General features: G+C 59.1%; 16 protein-coding genes and 2 tRNA genes. 17 read left to right on the top strand and 1 reads right to left on the bottom strand.

Annotated elements, in window-relative coordinates; genetic code table 11:
* The first annotated feature begins 7 nt into the window (after positions 1-7).
* Both F6A13_RS10235 and ubiD read left to right on the top strand, forming a co-directional pair.
* Complete coding sequence (locus tag F6A13_RS10235) at positions 8-880, top strand: phosphate/phosphite/phosphonate ABC transporter substrate-binding protein (protein WP_113526522.1); 873 nt, start codon at positions 8-10, stop codon at positions 878-880.
* 24 nt (positions 881-904) lie between these two features.
* Positions 905-2,377, top strand: a complete 1,473-nt coding sequence (gene ubiD, locus F6A13_RS10230) for a 4-hydroxy-3-polyprenylbenzoate decarboxylase (RefSeq protein ID WP_126604285.1) — start codon at positions 905-907, stop codon at positions 2,375-2,377.
* A gap of 112 nt (positions 2,378-2,489) precedes the next feature.
* Here ubiD and F6A13_RS10225 read toward each other — a convergent pair.
* A tRNA-Gly gene (locus tag F6A13_RS10225) sits at positions 2,490-2,563 on the bottom strand.
* Between the two features lie 113 nt (positions 2,564-2,676).
* Between F6A13_RS10225 and F6A13_RS10220 the strand changes: the two genes are divergently transcribed.
* From F6A13_RS10220 to purC, 15 genes are all read left to right on the top strand, one after another.
* Positions 2,677-2,979, top strand: a complete 303-nt coding sequence (locus tag F6A13_RS10220) for an ArsR/SmtB family transcription factor (RefSeq protein ID WP_012537155.1) — start codon at positions 2,677-2,679, stop codon at positions 2,977-2,979.
* Positions 2,980-3,227: 248 nt separating this feature from the next.
* Positions 3,228-4,649, top strand: coding sequence for a TolC family protein (locus tag F6A13_RS10215; protein ID WP_113526524.1), 1,422 nt, complete (start codon positions 3,228-3,230; stop codon positions 4,647-4,649).
* Complete coding sequence (locus tag F6A13_RS10210; protein ID WP_126604284.1) at positions 4,646-5,728, top strand: efflux RND transporter periplasmic adaptor subunit; 1,083 nt, start codon at positions 4,646-4,648, stop codon at positions 5,726-5,728. The genes F6A13_RS10215 and F6A13_RS10210 overlap by 4 nt, the downstream gene beginning before the upstream one ends.
* Positions 5,721-8,996 (top strand): efflux RND transporter permease subunit, encoded by a 3,276-nt coding sequence (locus F6A13_RS10205; RefSeq protein ID WP_126604283.1) that lies wholly within the window; start codon positions 5,721-5,723, stop codon positions 8,994-8,996. Before F6A13_RS10210 ends, F6A13_RS10205 begins: the two co-directional genes overlap by 8 nt.
* 6 nt (positions 8,997-9,002) lie before the next feature.
* Entirely contained in the window at positions 9,003-9,224 is a 222-nt protein-coding gene (locus tag F6A13_RS10200; RefSeq protein ID WP_113526527.1) for a DUF2892 domain-containing protein, read from the top strand.
* A 3-nt stretch (positions 9,225-9,227) separates the two neighbouring features.
* Positions 9,228-9,653, top strand: a complete 426-nt coding sequence (locus F6A13_RS10195; RefSeq protein WP_113526528.1) for a rhodanese-like domain-containing protein — start codon at positions 9,228-9,230, stop codon at positions 9,651-9,653.
* A complete protein-coding gene (grxC, locus tag F6A13_RS10190; RefSeq protein ID WP_113526618.1) occupies positions 9,653-9,937 on the top strand; it encodes a glutaredoxin 3 in 285 nt (94 codons plus the stop codon). The genes F6A13_RS10195 and grxC overlap by 1 nt, the downstream gene beginning before the upstream one ends.
* Before the next feature lie 30 nt (positions 9,938-9,967).
* Complete coding sequence (gene trxC / locus F6A13_RS10185) at positions 9,968-10,402, top strand: thioredoxin TrxC (protein ID WP_113526529.1); 435 nt, start codon at positions 9,968-9,970, stop codon at positions 10,400-10,402.
* Positions 10,403-10,486: 84 nt separating this feature from the next.
* Positions 10,487-11,815 carry an N-acetylmuramoyl-L-alanine amidase gene (locus tag F6A13_RS10180; RefSeq protein ID WP_113526530.1) on the top strand — a complete coding sequence of 443 codons (1,329 nt, stop codon included), beginning with the start codon at positions 10,487-10,489 and terminating at the stop codon, positions 11,813-11,815.
* 73 nt (positions 11,816-11,888) lie between these two features.
* Complete coding sequence (gene trhA, locus F6A13_RS10175) at positions 11,889-12,542, top strand: PAQR family membrane homeostasis protein TrhA (protein WP_126604282.1); 654 nt, start codon at positions 11,889-11,891, stop codon at positions 12,540-12,542.
* Positions 12,543-12,597: 55 nt separating this feature from the next.
* Positions 12,598-12,673, top strand: a tRNA-Glu gene (locus F6A13_RS10170).
* A gap of 141 nt (positions 12,674-12,814) precedes the next feature.
* Positions 12,815-13,690, top strand: a complete 876-nt coding sequence (gene dapA, locus F6A13_RS10165) for a 4-hydroxy-tetrahydrodipicolinate synthase (RefSeq protein WP_113526531.1) — start codon at positions 12,815-12,817, stop codon at positions 13,688-13,690.
* Between the two features lie 37 nt (positions 13,691-13,727).
* Complete coding sequence (locus F6A13_RS10160) at positions 13,728-14,861, top strand: outer membrane protein assembly factor BamC (RefSeq protein WP_126604281.1); 1,134 nt, start codon at positions 13,728-13,730, stop codon at positions 14,859-14,861.
* A complete protein-coding gene (gene purB, locus F6A13_RS10155) occupies positions 14,858-16,165 on the top strand; it encodes an adenylosuccinate lyase (RefSeq protein ID WP_126604280.1) in 1,308 nt (435 codons plus the stop codon). The genes F6A13_RS10160 and purB overlap by 4 nt, the downstream gene beginning before the upstream one ends.
* Complete coding sequence (purC, locus tag F6A13_RS10150) at positions 16,162-16,884, top strand: phosphoribosylaminoimidazolesuccinocarboxamide synthase (RefSeq protein ID WP_113526534.1); 723 nt, start codon at positions 16,162-16,164, stop codon at positions 16,882-16,884. The genes purB and purC overlap by 4 nt, the downstream gene beginning before the upstream one ends.
* The last annotated feature ends 14 nt before the right edge of the window (positions 16,885-16,898 follow it).

Here is a 16,898-nt window from a genome sequence, read left to right as displayed (position 1 = left end):
ATAACGTATGCCATCTCCTAAAATCTCTAGTGGGGCCACCCTGAATTTTACGGTAGATCCGAATTACTCCGGAAAGAATCTCCCGGGGTGGTTTTTGATGAACACCTATCTGCAGCGGCATCTGGGTCAGATAATGCATTTCCAGCCGTATGACGGCTTTGACGCCTGTCGCGCCGCAGTGCTCGACAACCATTACGATCTGGTTTACGCCAACCCATTCGACTGGGTGCAATACGTACAAAAAAGGGGTTTTATACCCATCGCCAAACCCCGGGACCATTTTGATGAAGTATACTTATGCACCGCAGCGGCCGGTCCGGTACGGGAGGTTGCGGATTTGTCGCCGCGTATCCGCATAGCCTCTGCCCATCCCGCCACACTGGTTCACATGGTGGGTTTGTTTCTGCTGGATAAAGCAGAGATCGACCGGGCACGCCTGGAATTTGTCTTTACCGGCAGTTACCAGGGGGTGCTCAAGGCCATACTACAGGGGCAGGCGGATGTCGGTTTTTTGTTTGACGAAGTCTATGCCGGCGCAAGCGGCCTGATTCGTGATAGTCTGCGCATTATAGACCGTTCTGACGATGCCTTCGCGTTCCATGCATTCTGTGTTGGCCCACGATTATCGGCGCAGCGGGATCTGCTTACCCGGATACTTTGTCAAATGGACCAGGAGGCGCGGGGGCAGGTATTATTGCAGGATATCGGTTTTTCCGGTTTTGTGCCGGTAAGCGCCGAAGAGGTGGCGTGCCTGACCATGCTTACCGAAGAATACATCAGCGGCCACGAGGCCATCGATCTGCGCACGACTTCGTCTCTGGCCATCGATGACAGTGCCTTTGTCGTTGCCCGTGAGGACCCCGATAGCGGGACAAACTAACCTGGCTGTGGTTACAATGTATCCATGAGCTACCGTGACCTCCGCGCCTTTTTGGCCGATCTCGAAAAGCGCGATCTATTGCGCCGGTTGAGCGTGCCCGTCTCTCCCAAACTGGAGATCACGGAAATCTGCGACCGAACCTTGCGGGCGGCAGGGCCGGCCATTCTGTTCACCCAGCCCATCGGCTACGACATGCCGGTGCTGGGCAACCTGTTCGGGACGACGGAACGCGTGGCGCTCGGGATGGGGGGCGAATCCCTGGCGGATCTCCGGCAGATCGGTCAGTTACTGGCCTATCTCAAGGAACCTGACCCGCCTCGCGGCCTGCGCGACCTCTGGGACAAGTTGCCCACCCTGCGCAAGATCCTGTACATGGCACCGACCACCCTGAGTCGCCCTCCCTGCCAGGAAATCATCCTGCGCGGAGATGAGGTCGACCTTGCGGCCCTGCCGGTGCAGACCTGCTGGCCAGAAGACGCTGCGCCGCTCATGACCTGGGGCCTGACCGTGACCAAAGGGCCACACAAGCGACGGGCCAACATGGGTATCTACCGGCAACAGGTCATTGGTCGTAACCGGGTGATCATGCGCTGGCTGGCGCACCGGGGAGGGGCCCAGGACCTGCGTGAATTCCAGAAAGCGCACCCGGGCGAGCCATTCCCTGTTGCCGTAGCCTACGGCGCCGATCCGGCAACGATCCTGGCGGCGGTCATTCCTATTCCCGATACCATTTCCGAGCACCAATTCGCCGGCCTGTTGCGTGGCGGGCGTACTGAGCTCGCCAATGCCCTGAGCGTTCCGCTACAGGTGCCCGCGCGCGCCGAGATCATCCTGGAAGGGCATATTTACCCGGATGACATGGCGGTGGAAGGACCTTTTGGAGACCACACCGGCTACTACAATGAGGCCGGGCGTTTTCCGGTGTTCACCGTGGAAACCGTCAGCCACCGCGAAAATCCTGTTTACCACAGCACCTATACCGGCCGACCCCCCGATGAACCGGCCATACTGGGTGCGGCCCTCAACGAAGTCTTCGTGCCCCTGCTGCAGAAACAGTTCCCGGAAATCGTGGATTTTTATCTGCCGCCGGAGGGCTGTTCCTACCGTCTGGCCGTTGTTAGTATCCGCAAGGGTTACCCCGGTCATGCAAAAAGAGTCATGTTCGGTATCTGGGGCTTTTTGCGACAGTTCATGTACACCAAGTTTATCATCGTGGTGGACGAAGACATCGATGTGCGCCGTTGGGAAGATGTGATCTGGGCGATGACCACCCGGATGGACCCGGTGCGCGACATTACCCCCGTCGAAAATACACCCATCGATTATCTCGACTTCGCTTCGCCGGTTGCCGGACTTGGTGGTAAAGTGGGCATGGACGCCACCAATAAACTGCCCGGAGAGACTACCCGGGAATGGGGTCGCCCCATCCAGATGACTGCCGTGGTGCGCCAACGAGTGGATGACCTGTTGCTGGCGCTGGATCGGCCGCTGTTCTAAATGCGCATTGAAGGGGTGCGGGGTTCCTTAAATACTCATATGGGGTTATTCTTAATCATTGATGAGTATTAAAGCAGGCGTTGTGGCGGTGACCTGAACCTTGTATGTGAAGTGGAGCGGGTGATGGGAATCGAACCCACGCCATGAGCTTGGGAAGCTCAGGTTCTGCCATTGAACTACACCCGCTTGTGGTGGATTCTATGCGGATAGACAACAAAAGGCAAGGTGACCGCAAGCACCGCGGTTTTTGGTAATTATAAGCGAAGTCAATAAGATACTATACACCAAGAGGCATGATTATGGAACAGTTACCAACCCGTGAAGAGGATATTGAGCAGGCCTCCCGTTCCCTGAAGGCTATGGCGCACCCGCTGCGCCTCAAGGTTTTGTGCGTGCTGGGATCGGAAGAGATGAGTGTGCAGGATATCGTGTCCGCTGTCGGCACTACCCAGAGCAACATCTCCCAACATCTCGCCATTTTGCGTGAGAAAGACATTCTTCGTGCCCGTAAGGATGCCAACAAGGTGTATTACCGTGTGGGTGACCCCCGTACCCTGCGGCTGATTTCCATGATGAGCGATGTTTTCTGCAGCGTCCGTTGAACGCTGCCGCATCAGTACCGAATGGCGGGAAGGATGGAACCCTGGCCATTAGGGAGGCACTTGAATGTGCATGAGTTACATTATAGAATAATATTCTGATGTGCTTATGTTCGCCACTGTGGGCGCAGCCATTGATGCCCGGTCGGAATCGACGGTTCGTCCACGGTGGGGATTCGTGCTGGTATGCGCGGACCTTGCAACATTGGGTTGTCCGAGCTTTGGTGTCGCCTGTCGCGGCGAGGAAAGATATGCCCTTTCGTCCTCATAAAAAAATACGCTCCATTTCAATCGTTCTGCTCATGGCTACCGGTGCGTCGCTACCCGCCGCAGCCCTCGACTTCAATCAGTGCGTTGATCTTGCCCTCAGACAAAATCCGGAAATGCTCGTGGCCCATGCCCGACAAGCAGAAGCCCAGGGCGCAGTTTCCGAGGCGCGTGGTCATCTGCTTCCTAAACTCGCGGCCTCTTTCTCTGCCAGCCAGTCGAACAATGCCCTGACGGTGTTCGGCATGAAGCTGTCGCAGCGGCAGGCAACGTTCAACGATTTTGGCGCGGGACAGTTCAACCCGAATGCGCTGGGTGTGGCGCCGACAGGGCTGGATCAACCGGGTGGCTACCATAATTTCGGTACCAAGCTGCAAATGGAAATTCCGATCTGGAATGGCGGGGAAATCCGGGGGCGCATCGATCAGGCGCGGGCCATGCTGGAGGCCGCCCAGAGCGGAAATACCATGGCCCGGCAGAAGCTGGTTTATGCCGTCCTCAAGGCCTATGACGGTGTGGTCGCCGCGGACACGTCTATTGAGGTAGCGGATAAAGCCAGGCAGGCAGCCGCATCGTATGTCAAAACCAGCCGCTCCCTGCTGGCGCGCGGGGTACTGATAAAAAGCGATCTGTTGTCCGCGGAAGTCTATCTGGAAAAGGCGGAACTGGCCGTCGAAAGTGCGCGGAATGCTCGGGCTAACGCCCTGGACAATCTTGCCACGTTGATCGGCTGGCCGGAAGAAAAGACGCTCACCGTGAACGGCCCTGTCCGGCCCATATTGCCTGCGGCGCCGCTCAGCAGCCTGCAGAGCGATGCGATGGCGCAGAATGCGGGTATCGTCGCCCTCCGCCATCAGGTCAAAGCGGCGCAGGAAGGTATCGGCATCGCCCGCGCCGCATATCTGCCGCATATCAACGCGATGGCCAATCAGGAATGGAATGGCCGCACTCTCGGCAATGCGGCGCCGTCCTACACGGTAGGTGGAGAAGTAACCTGGAATATGCTCGACTTCGCGCGGGGCGGCAGTCTGGATCGCGCACGGGCGAAACATGAGCAGACTCTGGCCGCGTTACAGGAAGCGCAAGATAAGTTGCGTTTGGAGGTGGCGCAGGTTTGGCGTAGTGCGCGGGAGGCAGCGTTGCGTGTCAGGATGCGGGAGCTTGCGGTCAGGCAGATGGAGGAGGCGCAGCATATGGTGCGCCTGCGTTACGAAAATGGCATAGAGACTGTGACGGGCCTGCTGCGCGGACAGGCGGAACTGGATAAGACGCGTGCCGAGCTCGTCTCCGCCCGTTATGCGGAAGCGACAGACCGTGGCGCCCTGTTGCTGGCCATCGGCAAACTGAACCCTCAGGAAATCGTCGGTGTGAGCAGTGTGCCCACCGCAGAAGGAGTCTCCCAATGAACACCCCGAAGCGAACCGCGCGGATTGCGGCCCTGATATTCGCTATGGCAAGCCTCGCCGCCTGCAGTAAATCGCCTCCCGAGGCGCCCCTGGCGCAGGGTAAAGTTTCTGCGCCCGTGCTGCAGATGCGGAATCAAAGTATGGCTGCCTTCGCCCGTGTGCCGGGTACGGTCGTTGCCCATCAGCAGGTGCAGCTCAGCTCGCGTCTGAGTGGTTACATCCACTCCATGAGTGTGCGGGACGGACAGCCGGTACGGGCGGGACAACTGCTTTTTGAGGTGGATCCGGCGGATGTCGTGGGGCAGGTGCAACAGGCGCAGGCGGGGCTGGCTGAGGCGCAGTCGGCGCTCACCGACGCCCGCTCCAATTATGAGCGGTTCAAGGTCCTGTACGCTCAAAAGGCGATTCCCAAGCAACAGTGGGACCAGACAAAGTCGGCCTATGGCATGGCGCAGGCCCGTGTTGCAGCCGCCCGCGCCGGGGTCGGCACGGCGCAGTCACAACTGCGCTATGCCCGGGTAACGGCGCCCTTCTCCGGGATCATCACCCGTAAGTTCCTGCAGAACGGAGACCTCGCGTCACCTGGTCAGCCCATTCTGGCGCTCGCGGACACCTCCCGACTGGAAGTCCAGTGCAGTGTCAGCGGGACGCTGTATCGCAGCCTCCAGATCGGTCAGAAAGTCGCGGTCCTCGCCGAGGGAAAACGTGTTCCCGCAACGGTTCTGGATTTGGTCGGGGCTGCGGACGCGATGACCCATGCCCATACGGTCAAACTCAGCCTACCCGCCGACAGTGCACTACAGGCCGGCGACTATGTCAGCGTGGAAGTGCCGGTCACCCAGCGGCAGGTGATGACAGTGCCAGCGGCTGCCTTGCTGGATCGGGCCGGAATCCCCGGTGTTTTTGTCGTTGACGCGCAAGGTGTCGCGCATTATCGCATGGTGCGACCGGGTCCGAGCACGCCGGAGGGTGTGGAAATTCTGTCGGGGCTGAGTGCGGGAGAGACGGTGGTCGTGGGCAATCTCGCCGCCGTGAATAACGGAGATCACATCGAGCCAGCGGGAGCTACCCATGGCTGAGTCCGAGCAGCGGCAAAATCTGGCAGGGCGGCTCGCTCAGTCGTTTTATAAGTCCAAGATCACGGTGTTGATCATGGTGGCCATTGCCCTGTTCGGGGCTTTGGCGATTCTTGTCACGCCGCGTCTGTATAACCCGGAGATCGTAGTGCCCGCTGCTGAAATTTTCATCATGCGACCCGGCTCTGACAGCGAGGAAGTCCACCATCTGGTGATACGGCCCCTGGAAGCCCTGATGGCTTCCCTGCCTGGTGTCCATCACACCTATGGTTACGCAATCAATGATATGGGGGTGGTCACCGTCGAGTTCCAAGTCGGTGCCAACGAAGAAAAAAGCCTGCTGGAAGTCTACAACCAGCTCAGCCGAAATATGGACAAAATGCCCCCCGGTACGGAACAACCCCTGGTTAAATCCATAGGCATCAATGATGTTCCGATCATGTCGGTGACTCTGAGCTCCAGCCAGATGACGCCTTTGGCATTGCGCCAGGTCGGCGTGCGGCTGATGAACCGGCTGCAGAGTGTGCCGGACGTGGCGAACGCCGAAGTGATCGGCGGCAGTCCTCTGGCCATCAATGTGTGGCTGAATCCGGCCAAGCTTTCCGGTGTCGGCCTCAGTCTGCAGGATATCCAGCAGGCGCTGAGGGGGAGCAACGTCATTCTTCCGGGTGGCCACCTAGTGCACGACAATCAGGAAATTCCCCTGCGTATCAATGGGGCGATAGGTTCGGCGCGGGGGGTCGGTAACCTCATTATCGGCAGCCATGACGGGCAACCGATATTTCTGAAGGACGTGGCCCGGGTGGAAGAAGGGGCCGCGGAAAATCACATCGCGACCAGCAATACCCTTGGGCGTGCAAACCGGGTCGGCCTGCCTGCGGGCACGACCATGCAGGCTGTTACCATTACCCTTGCCAAACGCCCGGGGACCAATGCCGTGACCGTCGCGGACGCGATCAAGGCGAAACTGGATCGTCTGGAGCGGGAGGCACTGCCGGAGGGTGTGCATGTTTCCGTCACCCGTGATTACGGCGCCCGTGCCGATGATGCGGTCAGTACCCTTTTCGAGCACCTCAGCATCGCCGTCGCGGTCGTCGCGGTTATCCTGATGATATTCCTCGGCTGGCGGGAGGCGGGGATCGTTATTCTGACGGTGCCGCTTACCTTGGGTATGGTGCTGGGCATCGGCTGGCTGCTCGGGCAGACCATCAACCGGATCACCCTGTTCGCGCTCATTCTGTCGCTGGGGTTGCTGGTGGATGGCGGTATCGTTGTCATCGAAAACATACATCGCCATTTGCATGGCTGCGGCAAGGATGGTTTCGCGCGCTGTATCATCAATGCCAGCAATGAGATCGGCAATCCAACGAATATAGCGACGCTGGCGGTGATTCTCGCCTTCGTGCCAATGGCCTTTGTGACGGGGATGATGGGGCCTTTCATGTTGCCCATCCCTATTTTTGTGCCAATTGCCATGATTGCGTCGGTTCTGCTCGCCTATACGGTGGTGCCCTGGGGGGCGTACCGGTTTCTGCGGAGTAAAGCCGACCGGCAGGCCAGCGCTGAGAAAAGTGGGCATGCGATGCTGCCGGACGCCCTGCAGCGTGGTTACCTCCGGGTGTTTACGCCCCTGCTGAAATCCTCCGTGCGTCGCAATGTCTTTTTCATTGTGGTCGTCGTGCTACTTCTGCTGGCGATGCTGATGCCGATGTGGCAGTTCATCCGCCCTCAGGGCATGAATGGTCCCCTGAGTGCCCTCGGGGTGAACCTGAAGATGCTGCCGGAGGGTAATGTCAGTGATTTCATGATACAGGTAGATACCCCAGCGGGTACTGCGCTGGCCGAGACCGGACAGGTCACGGAAGCGATCGGCAATGTGCTCAGCCGCAATCGCTATGTCGAAAATTTTCAGACCTACCTGGGCCGTTCTGCACCTGTGGATTTCGCGGGACTGGTGCGCGGTGACATGATGCGCGAAGGCAGCAATTACGCTCAAATCCAGATCAACATGGTGCCGCGGGATGAGCGACCCATGTCCCATGCCGTTTCCGTGGAAATCTATAAGGCGCTGCAACCCGTCCGGGAGCGTTTCCCGGGCACCGTCATCAAGATTTTCGAGGTGCCGCCGGGGCCCCCGGTACGTGCTCAGGTGGTGGCGGAACTCTACGGGCCCAACTATGAGAAGCTGCGTCAGGTGGCGGGTTCGGTCGAGCAATATTTTCGTAAAGTCTACGACATGATCAATGTGGATGACTCGGTGACGGCGACGGTACCTGAATACCTGCTGCATGTGGATCGGCAGAAGGCCATGTTGGCCGGGGTCGCACCGGCTCAGGTGGCGGCGCTGGTGCATGATTACGTGGCGGGTACCAAACTGGGTGCCCTGCATGTGAAAAATGCCCGCGAGCCGGTGGATATCGTCCTCCGCATGCCTCCGACGGATCGCGCCTGGCGGCAGCAGATACTCGACCTGCATGTGCAGAGCCGAAGCGGGCAGCAGGTGCCTCTGGCGAGTATTGTGCAGATCGAACGGACGACGCTGGCCAAGCCAATTTATGACCGTGATCAACATCCCGTGGTATACGTGACCGGGGATCTGATGGGTTCCAGCCCGGTCTACGCGGTGTTATCGCTGAATCACTGGCTGGACGGCAAGACCATCGACGGTGTGCATCTCAGTACCGCCAATTTGGGTTTTTCGCCCGCCCAGCCCGATGATATTACCCATTACCAGATTCTCTGGGGCGGTGACATGCGTCTGACCCTCGACGTCTTCCGTGACCTCGGCGCCGCTTTTATCGTTGCCCTGGTATTCATCTACTTGATGCTGGTGGCCTACTACCAGTCTTTCATGATGCCGGTGATCGTCATGGGCGCCATTCCGATGACCTTGATCGGGGTTTTCCCCGGGCACTGGCTGCTGAACACGCCGTTTAACGCCACCTCCATGATCGGGGTCATCGCCCTGGCCGGTGTCGTTGTGCGCAACTCATTGTTGTTGATTGACTTTATTATAGACTACCGGCGCCAGGGCTACACCCTGGAAGAGGCTGTGCTACAGGGCGGTGCGGTGCGTTTCCGCCCCATTCTCCTGACGGCACTCGCCATCATGTTCGGCTCTGCCATCATGGTGACCGACCCGGTCTTCGGCGGGCTGGCAGTTTCCTTGATATTTGGCACTTTCGCCTCCACATTGCTGACATTGATCGTGATTCCGCTGCTCTATTTCCTTTGGGAGCGGCGCTTGGAAAAACATACACAAGGAGTTTGACTGCGGATGAATACGGAACGTTGGGTGCGGGTGGTTGCCGGTTTTTTTGTATTGCTCAGCGTGGCGCTGGGGGCTTCGGGCAGCCCGATTTTTGTGAGCGAGTGGTTTTTGGTCGTCACCCTCTTTGTGGGTTTCAACCTGCTGCAAAGTGGTTTCACCTGTTTCTGCCCACTGGATCGCATTCTGCTCAAGTTCGGAGTGCCTGGTTCCGGGACCTGCGGACGCTAAGCCATGGAGCATAAAATTCTTTTCTTTATCGAGTCGCAGTGGCCCTTGCTGCTTGGGGCCGTGGCGCTGATCATCATGATTTTCAAGGGGCCATTGACGCGAAGGGCGGTCGGTATCCATGAAGTAGACCCGGCGACCGCGGTACAGTTGATCAACCATGAAGATGCGGTGATCATCGATGTGCGGGAGCAGAAAGAGTGGTCGCAGGGGCATCTGCCCGGTGCCCGGCACATTCCTCTGGGTGACTTGCCCAAATATATGCAGGATCTGGAGAAGCATCGTGGCCATCATGTCATCTGTCAGTGTGCGAGTGGCATGCGTTCATCGCGCGCCGCAGCGAGCCTGAAAAAAGCCGGTTTTGATAAGATTTACAGTCTGAGAGGCGGGATCGGCGCGTGGCGGAGTGCCGGGCTGCCGATAGAGAAGTGATCGTGAAAGGGGCGGTAGTGCGAATGTACGCGACGGGCACCTGCCCGTATTGCCGACGCGCCGAAGCGCTGCTGTGCAGTAAGGGGGTCACACCTGAAATCCTCCGGGTGGACCGGGACCCCGCGCTGCGCCAGAGCATGCTCAAACTCGCACATGGGCGGCATACGGTGCCGCAGGTATTTATCAATGGCCGACATGTCGGCGGCTATGATGACCTTGCCGCACTGGATCGTCGCGGTGCCTTGGATGCCTTGTTGCAGGAAGATGGCCAGGGGGATGGATAATAGCGGTTCGATGAAACATCGGGGGAAGTTATGACATCCGTGATATTGCTTTGTCCTGCCTGTGGCGCCGTCAATCGGGTGCCCAAAGAGCGTCTGGGGGAAAACCCCAAGTGTGGCAAATGCCACGCACAGATTTTTCCTGACCACCCCGTCAATCTCGGCAGTAGCCGTTTTTCCGAGTATATTCAGAAAAACGAATTGCCGGTGCTGGTCGATTTCTGGGCCCCCTGGTGCGGACCGTGCCGAACCATGGCACCGCAGTTTGAGCAGGCGGGTCGGGCGATGCGGGGGCGTGTGCTCTTTGCCAAGGTGAATACCGAAGATGAACAGCAAATCAGTGGTCGCTTTCAGATTCGTTCCATCCCCACCATGGTGCTTTTCAAGGCCGGAAAAGAGCTGGCGCGGATGAGCGGCGCCATGAGTGCAGCGGAACTTCAGCGTTGGTTGGCAGGACAGGGAGTCTGAGACCCAAGCATTAGCTTGACTTCTTCCGGATAAGCTCTAACTTACCACTATAACTCAGCATTTATAAAGGATAGTGGGGGCGCTATGGCCGGGATGTCTGATGCGGGTTCTTCAAGGCGGCAGTTCCTGCGACAGGCTGCGCTGGGCGGCGCATTGTTGTGCGGCTGGAATCTTGCCGCCGCTGCGCAGCTCCGTGGATTGCGGGTGGGCCGCTACGGGCACGGTGTGCGTCTGGTCTTTGATCTCAATCGGCGTTTGTCGGCTGCACCGGTGATCCGTAGCGTGGGTGAAGTGCTGCATATCGAGTTGCCCGGCATACAGCATTGGCTTGGCCGTCCCGTGGTGCCTGCGCTGGGACCACTGCAGGGCGGCGCGGAGATGAACGAGAGCGCCGCCGGGGTGGTGCTGCGCTTGCCTTTGCGGGAAACGGTACGCTGGCATAGTTTCTCTCTGGGGCCTGGTGGTGGTGCTTCACATCGCCTGGTGCTGGATTTGATGCCCGTCGCTGGAACTGCGGTGGAGTCTTCCCGTTCGTATCCCGTTGCCGGGGCGGGGCGGCCCATTGTGGTCTGCCTGGATCCTGGCCATGGTGGCCACGATCCGGGTGCCATCGGCGCCAGGGGGACCCGCGAGAAGGATGTCGTGCTGGATGTTGCTCTGTCTTTGGCCCGACTGATCCGCAGCACCCCCGGAATGCGTCTGGTCATGTCCCGTGATACCGATCGTTATGTGCCGCTCATGGATCGTATGCACCTGGGCTTGGCGCAGCGTGCCGACCTCTTCGTCTCCATTCATGCGGACGCCTTTCCGGAGCGAACAGTGAGCGGTTCGACGGTCTGGGCGCTGTCGCAAACGGGGGCGACCAGTGCGGCGGCCCGCTGGCTGGCCAGAACGCAGAATGCCGCTGATCCTCTCCTCGGCCACGTACAATCGGGGGTGCATGATCTTATGCTTAACGAGGTACTCATCAATATGACCCAGACGGCTGCCATGAACGCGGCGGCTGCGGCTGCGGATATGATGATTCGCGGGTTGGCAGGGGTGGAGGATTTGCACAACGCGGCCGTGCAGCACGCCAATTTCGTAGTGCTGCGCGCCCCGGATGTGCCGTCCATGCTGGTGGAGACTGCCTTTATTTCCAACCCGCAGGAGGAACAACGCCTGCGTGATCCGGATTTCCGTCAACTGCTTGCGCGCACCATGCATGACGCGGTCCTCGCCCACTTCGTGAACGCACCACCGGCGGACAGCGCGTGGTCTGCGACGCGGCATGTGCTGGGAAAAGCGGAAAACCTGGCGGATGTGGCGCACCGTTACGGGCTGAGCATAGAGGCTTTGCGTCTGGCCAACAATCTGCCGCACGGAGAGGGTCAGCCGGGAGCACATCTGCGTGTTCCCATCATGGGAGCCTGACGCGTCATGGCGGGAATCCGGGTGACTATGTTATAACTAACCCAAATGCATGATGCAGAATGGCGGACGGGTGATGGAGCTGAATTCGGGCGGTATGGTGCGGGATCAGACCCGTGTTGAAGAATGGATTAACAGTCTGCTGCACGGCGCAGGCGCGGTCGGTGCCTCGCTGGTTTTTGTGCTGTGGATCGTTGGCGCAGGTCTCCACAGCACCCCTCTCGCGGTAGTCACTATCAGTATATTCGTGGTTACCATCGTGATGCTGTACGGCGCTTCGACCGTCTATCACATTCTGCCGTCGGGGCGACTTAAACGGGCTTTTCAGTTGGTGGACCGATCCGCCATCTACCTCCTTATTGCCGGCACTTACACCCCGGTGACGCTGATGGTGCTCCATGGCTCGTGGGGTTGGACGCTGCTGATTGTTGAGTGGGGCCTGGCGGCGCTGGGCATCTCTCTGCTGGCGATGGCTGGGACGCGCGCGCAATCGATTTCTCTCTGGCTCTACCTCATCATGGGCTGGCTGGCGGTATTCGCCGCCGTGCCGCTCTATAATTCCGCACCCGGCTGGTTTTTGTGGTGGCTGGCCGCTGGCGGGCTGGCCTATACCATAGGCGTCCTCTTTTTTCTGCTGGATCGCTGGAAATATTTCCATTCTATCTGGCATGTTTTTGTCATCGCCGGTACGGCGTTGCAGTTCTGGGCTATTCTTCAATATGCTGGCTGAAGGAGCATCGGCTTGGTCTTGCTTTTGGGGAAGAAGAGCTTATAATCTGCGCTCCGCTCCCATCGTCTAGTGGTCTAGGACACTGGCCTCTCACGTCGGTAACAGGGGTTCGAACCCCCTTGGGAGCGCCACTTTCTTTTCTCTGATCGTCCCATTCCGAATGCGCTGAATGGCCGTCCGCGGACGGTGCGGGTTTCTTGCCTTGCCAAGCCCGCCGTCGGGCAAGTACCATCCCTGGCAGAAATGGCATGCGATAAAGCGGGAGCTGGATCATGTTTCATGGCAGTATGGTAGCTTTGGTGACGCCCATGCAGGTGGACGGGGCAATAGATGATGTTGCACTTCGCGAACTGGTGGAGTGGCACATCGCCGAAGGGACGCACGCGCTGGTTGCCGTCGGCACTACGGGAGAATCCGCCACCCTCGAAATGAGGGAACATGTGGCGGCGATCCAGACGGTGGTGGAACAGGCCAGGGGGCGCGTTCCGGTGATCGCCGGAACCGGGGCCAACGCGACCCATGAGGCCATAGAGCTCACCCGTGCGGCCATGGAAGTCAAGGCCGATGCAGCGCTGCTGGTTTCCCCCTATTACAATAAGCCCACTCAGGAAGGACTGTTCCAACACTATTCGGCGATCGCTGAGCACTGCCATTTCCCCATCATCCTCTACAACGTTCCTGGTCGCACTGCTGGTGATATTTTACCGGAGACGGTGGCGCGCCTGGCGCCGCGTGCGGATATCGTCGGCATCAAGGAAGCAAGCGGCAAAGTCGAACGGGTCGCCGAAATTCTGGCCTTGTGCGGGGATCAGGTGCAGGTTTACAGCGGTGATGATGGTGCTGCCCTTGCCGCCATGGCGTTAGGTGCGCGCGGCGTGATCTCCGTTACCGCCAACGTGGCGCCCCGACTGATGGCACGGATGTGTGACCTGGCACTGGCTGGAGACTTTGTGGGCGCCCGTGCGGTCAACGTGCAATTGACAGGATTACACCGGGATCTCTTTTTGGAGTCCAACCCCATCCCGGTCAAGTGGGCCCTGCACGAAATGGGCCGCATGGAGTCCGTTCTGCGCCTGCCCCTGACCACCCTTTCGACCGTTCATCATGAGCGTCTGCGCGAAAGTTTGCGCCGGGCGCAATGTATCTGATCATTCTCGCGCCTGGTCGCGTTCAGTGGAGTTTTGCATGCGCCGTTACGTAGCTCTTGCCGTGGTTGCCACTCTGGGTTTGGGGGGGTGCTCGTACATTCCCTTCTTCAAGTCCAACAACGGGCCCCAATACCAGGATTCCAAGGTGATGGAACCCCTGAAGATCCCGCCGGACCTACTGGTCCACGCGCCGCAACCGGGGGTTACCATACCGGGGGGAGCGGTAACTTCCAGCGAGTTGCCGACGAATACGAATAGCGCCTCCGGTGGCTATGGACTGTTTCAACCTCACGAGGCGGCCGGGCAGAAGCCGGTAGAGGAAAAAACCCTCGCTGGCGTGGGGGCGCAGATTCTGGGTAGCGGCGCGGACTTACGGTTGAGCACGACCGCCCGGCCAGAGCGGATTTGGGCCGCTCTGAAAGCGGTACTGGCGGCAGATGATACCTCGGTGGCGAAATTTTCTCCTGAACAAGGTGAACTGGTCACTGACTGGCGTGATTTCCGCAGTGGTCTGGCCTTTGTGCTGGGGCATACTGTCGCACCAACCTATCGGGAGAAATACACCTTTCACCTGAGTGCTGGTGAAAAGGGCGCGGAAATCCTGACGATACAACAGGAACGCCTCTGGAATAATCCCAACGGCAGCAGCGTGGGGTGGAAGAAGGTGCCCGCCGACGCCGGGCATAATCGTCAGCTTATGGAAGCGGTGCAAAAACGTCTGAGCGAGGAATCCATTCTCGCAGAAATGCCGGAGATCAAAGTGACCCGCTACCGGGATGACCGCGGCCCTTATCTGGTGTTGAATGCCGTCCCCGCCAAGGCGGAGCCCGCAGTACAAGTGGTCTTGCAGGGTCTGGGCTATCCCGTGCAAAGGGAAGGCACGGGGGTATGGAAAGTGCAAGTCCGGGAGGGCGGTGCACAGGCAGGCCAGAAACAGAGTTTCATCGGCGGCATCTTCCAGCGGACCTGGGATAATATCAAGGCAATCTGGAGCAGTCGGGAGAAACAGAAGCCCGTTTCTGTCCGGGTGACGCTGTTGCGCATGAAAGACGATACGGGCAGCGTCCTGGAGACGACGCCGGGCGTGGGCAAGGATGCGCCCAAATGGTCTGCAGAAATTCTCGACAAGCTGCAGTCGGGCCTGTCTCCCAAAAACGGAGATAAGGCATGATCGAGCGCTACACTCGCCCGGAAATGGGTGCCTTATGGACGCAGGATGCCAAATATCAGGCCTGGCTCGACGTGGAACTGGCGGCCTGCCGGACGCTGGCAGTGCAGGGACAGATTCCTGCCGACGCCCTGGCCGAGATCGAGGCGAAAGCGGCTTTTGATAGCGCCCGTATTGCGGAAATCGAGCGGGAAGTCAAACACGACGTCATTGCCTTTTTGACGTCCGTGGCCGAGCATGTGGGACCGTCCAGCCGCTTCATCCACCTTGGCCTGACCTCTTCGGACGTGGTGGATACGGGTTTTGCGCTGCAGTTGAAGCGTTCCGGGGCACTGCTGCTGGAAGGGATGGATCGCCTGTATCAGGCACTGGTGCATCTGGCCTGGAAGCACAAGGACACGGTGATGATCGGCCGCTCCCACGGCATTCACGCGGAGCCCATCACTTTTGGTCTGAAGGTGGCGGTGTGGTGTGCCGAAGCGCAGCGCAACCGGCAACGCCTGATCAGTGCCATAGACGCAGTGTCTGTGGGTATGTTGTCGGGCGCCGTCGGAACCTTCGCCAACATCGACCCCGGTGTCGAAGAAGCGGTCTGTGCGGATCTGGGGTTGGCCCCCGAACTGGCCAGTACGCAAGTGATTTCCCGGGACCGTCATGCCGAGTTTTTCGGCACCCTGGCGGTGATTGCCGGATCCATCGAGAAGATCGCCGTGGAAATCCGCCATCTGCAACGCACCGAGGTGCTGGAGGCGGAGGAGCCGTTCTCCGCCGGGCAGAAGGGCAGTTCCGCCATGCCCCACAAGCGCAATCCCATCCTCTCCGAGAACCTGACCGGTCTCGCCCGCCTGCTGCGTGGTTATGCGGGCATGGCGCTGGAGGATATCGCCCTCTGGCATGAGCGCGATATTTCCCACTCCAGTGTGGAGCGGGTGATTGGCCCCGATGCCTGCATCATCATGGACTTCATGTTCCATCGGGCGAGCGGCCTGCTGGAACGGCTCGTGGTTTATCCGCAGCGGATGCTGGATAACCTGCACAAGATGCATGGCCTGATTTTCTCACAGCGGGTGCTGCTGGCGCTCACCGGAAAGGGCATGCTGCGCGAAGACGCCTACCGGGTGGTGCAGCGCAACGCGATGCAGGTCTGGGAGGCGAATGCGGACTTCAAATCTCTCCTGGCAGAGGACCCGCAGATTCAGCCTTATCTGAGCGCGCCGGAACTGGCGGCGTTGTTTGATCTTGGCTATCACACCCGCAATGTGGACGCCATTTTCGCTCGCGTTTTCCCGGAAGGACAACCCCAATGAATGAACGCATCGCTCTCTACGAAGGCAAGGCCAAGATCGTCTATGCCAGCGAATCACCCGATGCGCTGATCCTGCATTTCAAGGATGACACTTCGGCTTTTGACGGCGAAAAGGTCGAGCAGCTCGCCCATAAGGGAGAGATAAACAATGCGTTCAATGCCTTCATCATGGAGTATTTGCAGGGTGAGGGTGTGCCGACCCATTTTATCCGCCGCCTCAATGCGCGAGAAAGCCTGGTGCGCCGTCTGGAGATGATCCCGGTGGAGTGTGTGGTGCGGAATCGGGCTGCGGGGTCCTTGTCCAAGCGCCTGGGTATCGAGGAGGGCCGGGTCCTGGAGCCGCCGACGCTGGAATTCTTCCTGAAGAACGATGCGCTGCACGACCCCCTGATCAACACGTCCCATATTCGCACCTTTGGCTGGGCGACGGCAGAAGAAGTAGAGGCCATGCGCCGGTGGACGATGCGGGTCAATGTGCTGCTGTCCGCACTATTTGCAAAAGCGAACCTGATTCTGGTGGACTTTAAACTGGAGTTCGGGCGTTTTGACGGTGAGCTTTATCTCGGCGATGAATTCAGCCCCGACGGCTGCCGACTCTGGGACGCCCGGAGTCTGGAGAAAATGGATAAAGATCGCTTTCGTCGCGGCCTGGGCGGGGTGGTGGAAGCCTATGTGGAAGTCGCGCGCCGCCTGGGTGTGCCGCTTCCGGCAACATCATAAAGTCGTAATCTTTC

The organism is Acidithiobacillus sp. 'AMD consortium' (genome assembly GCF_008926505.1).
Taxonomy (GTDB): Bacteria; Pseudomonadota; Gammaproteobacteria; order Acidithiobacillales; family Acidithiobacillaceae; genus Acidithiobacillus; species Acidithiobacillus ferridurans.
The sequence above is the reverse complement of the archived record's forward strand: the minus strand, read 5'-3'. Positions and strand labels throughout refer to the sequence as shown.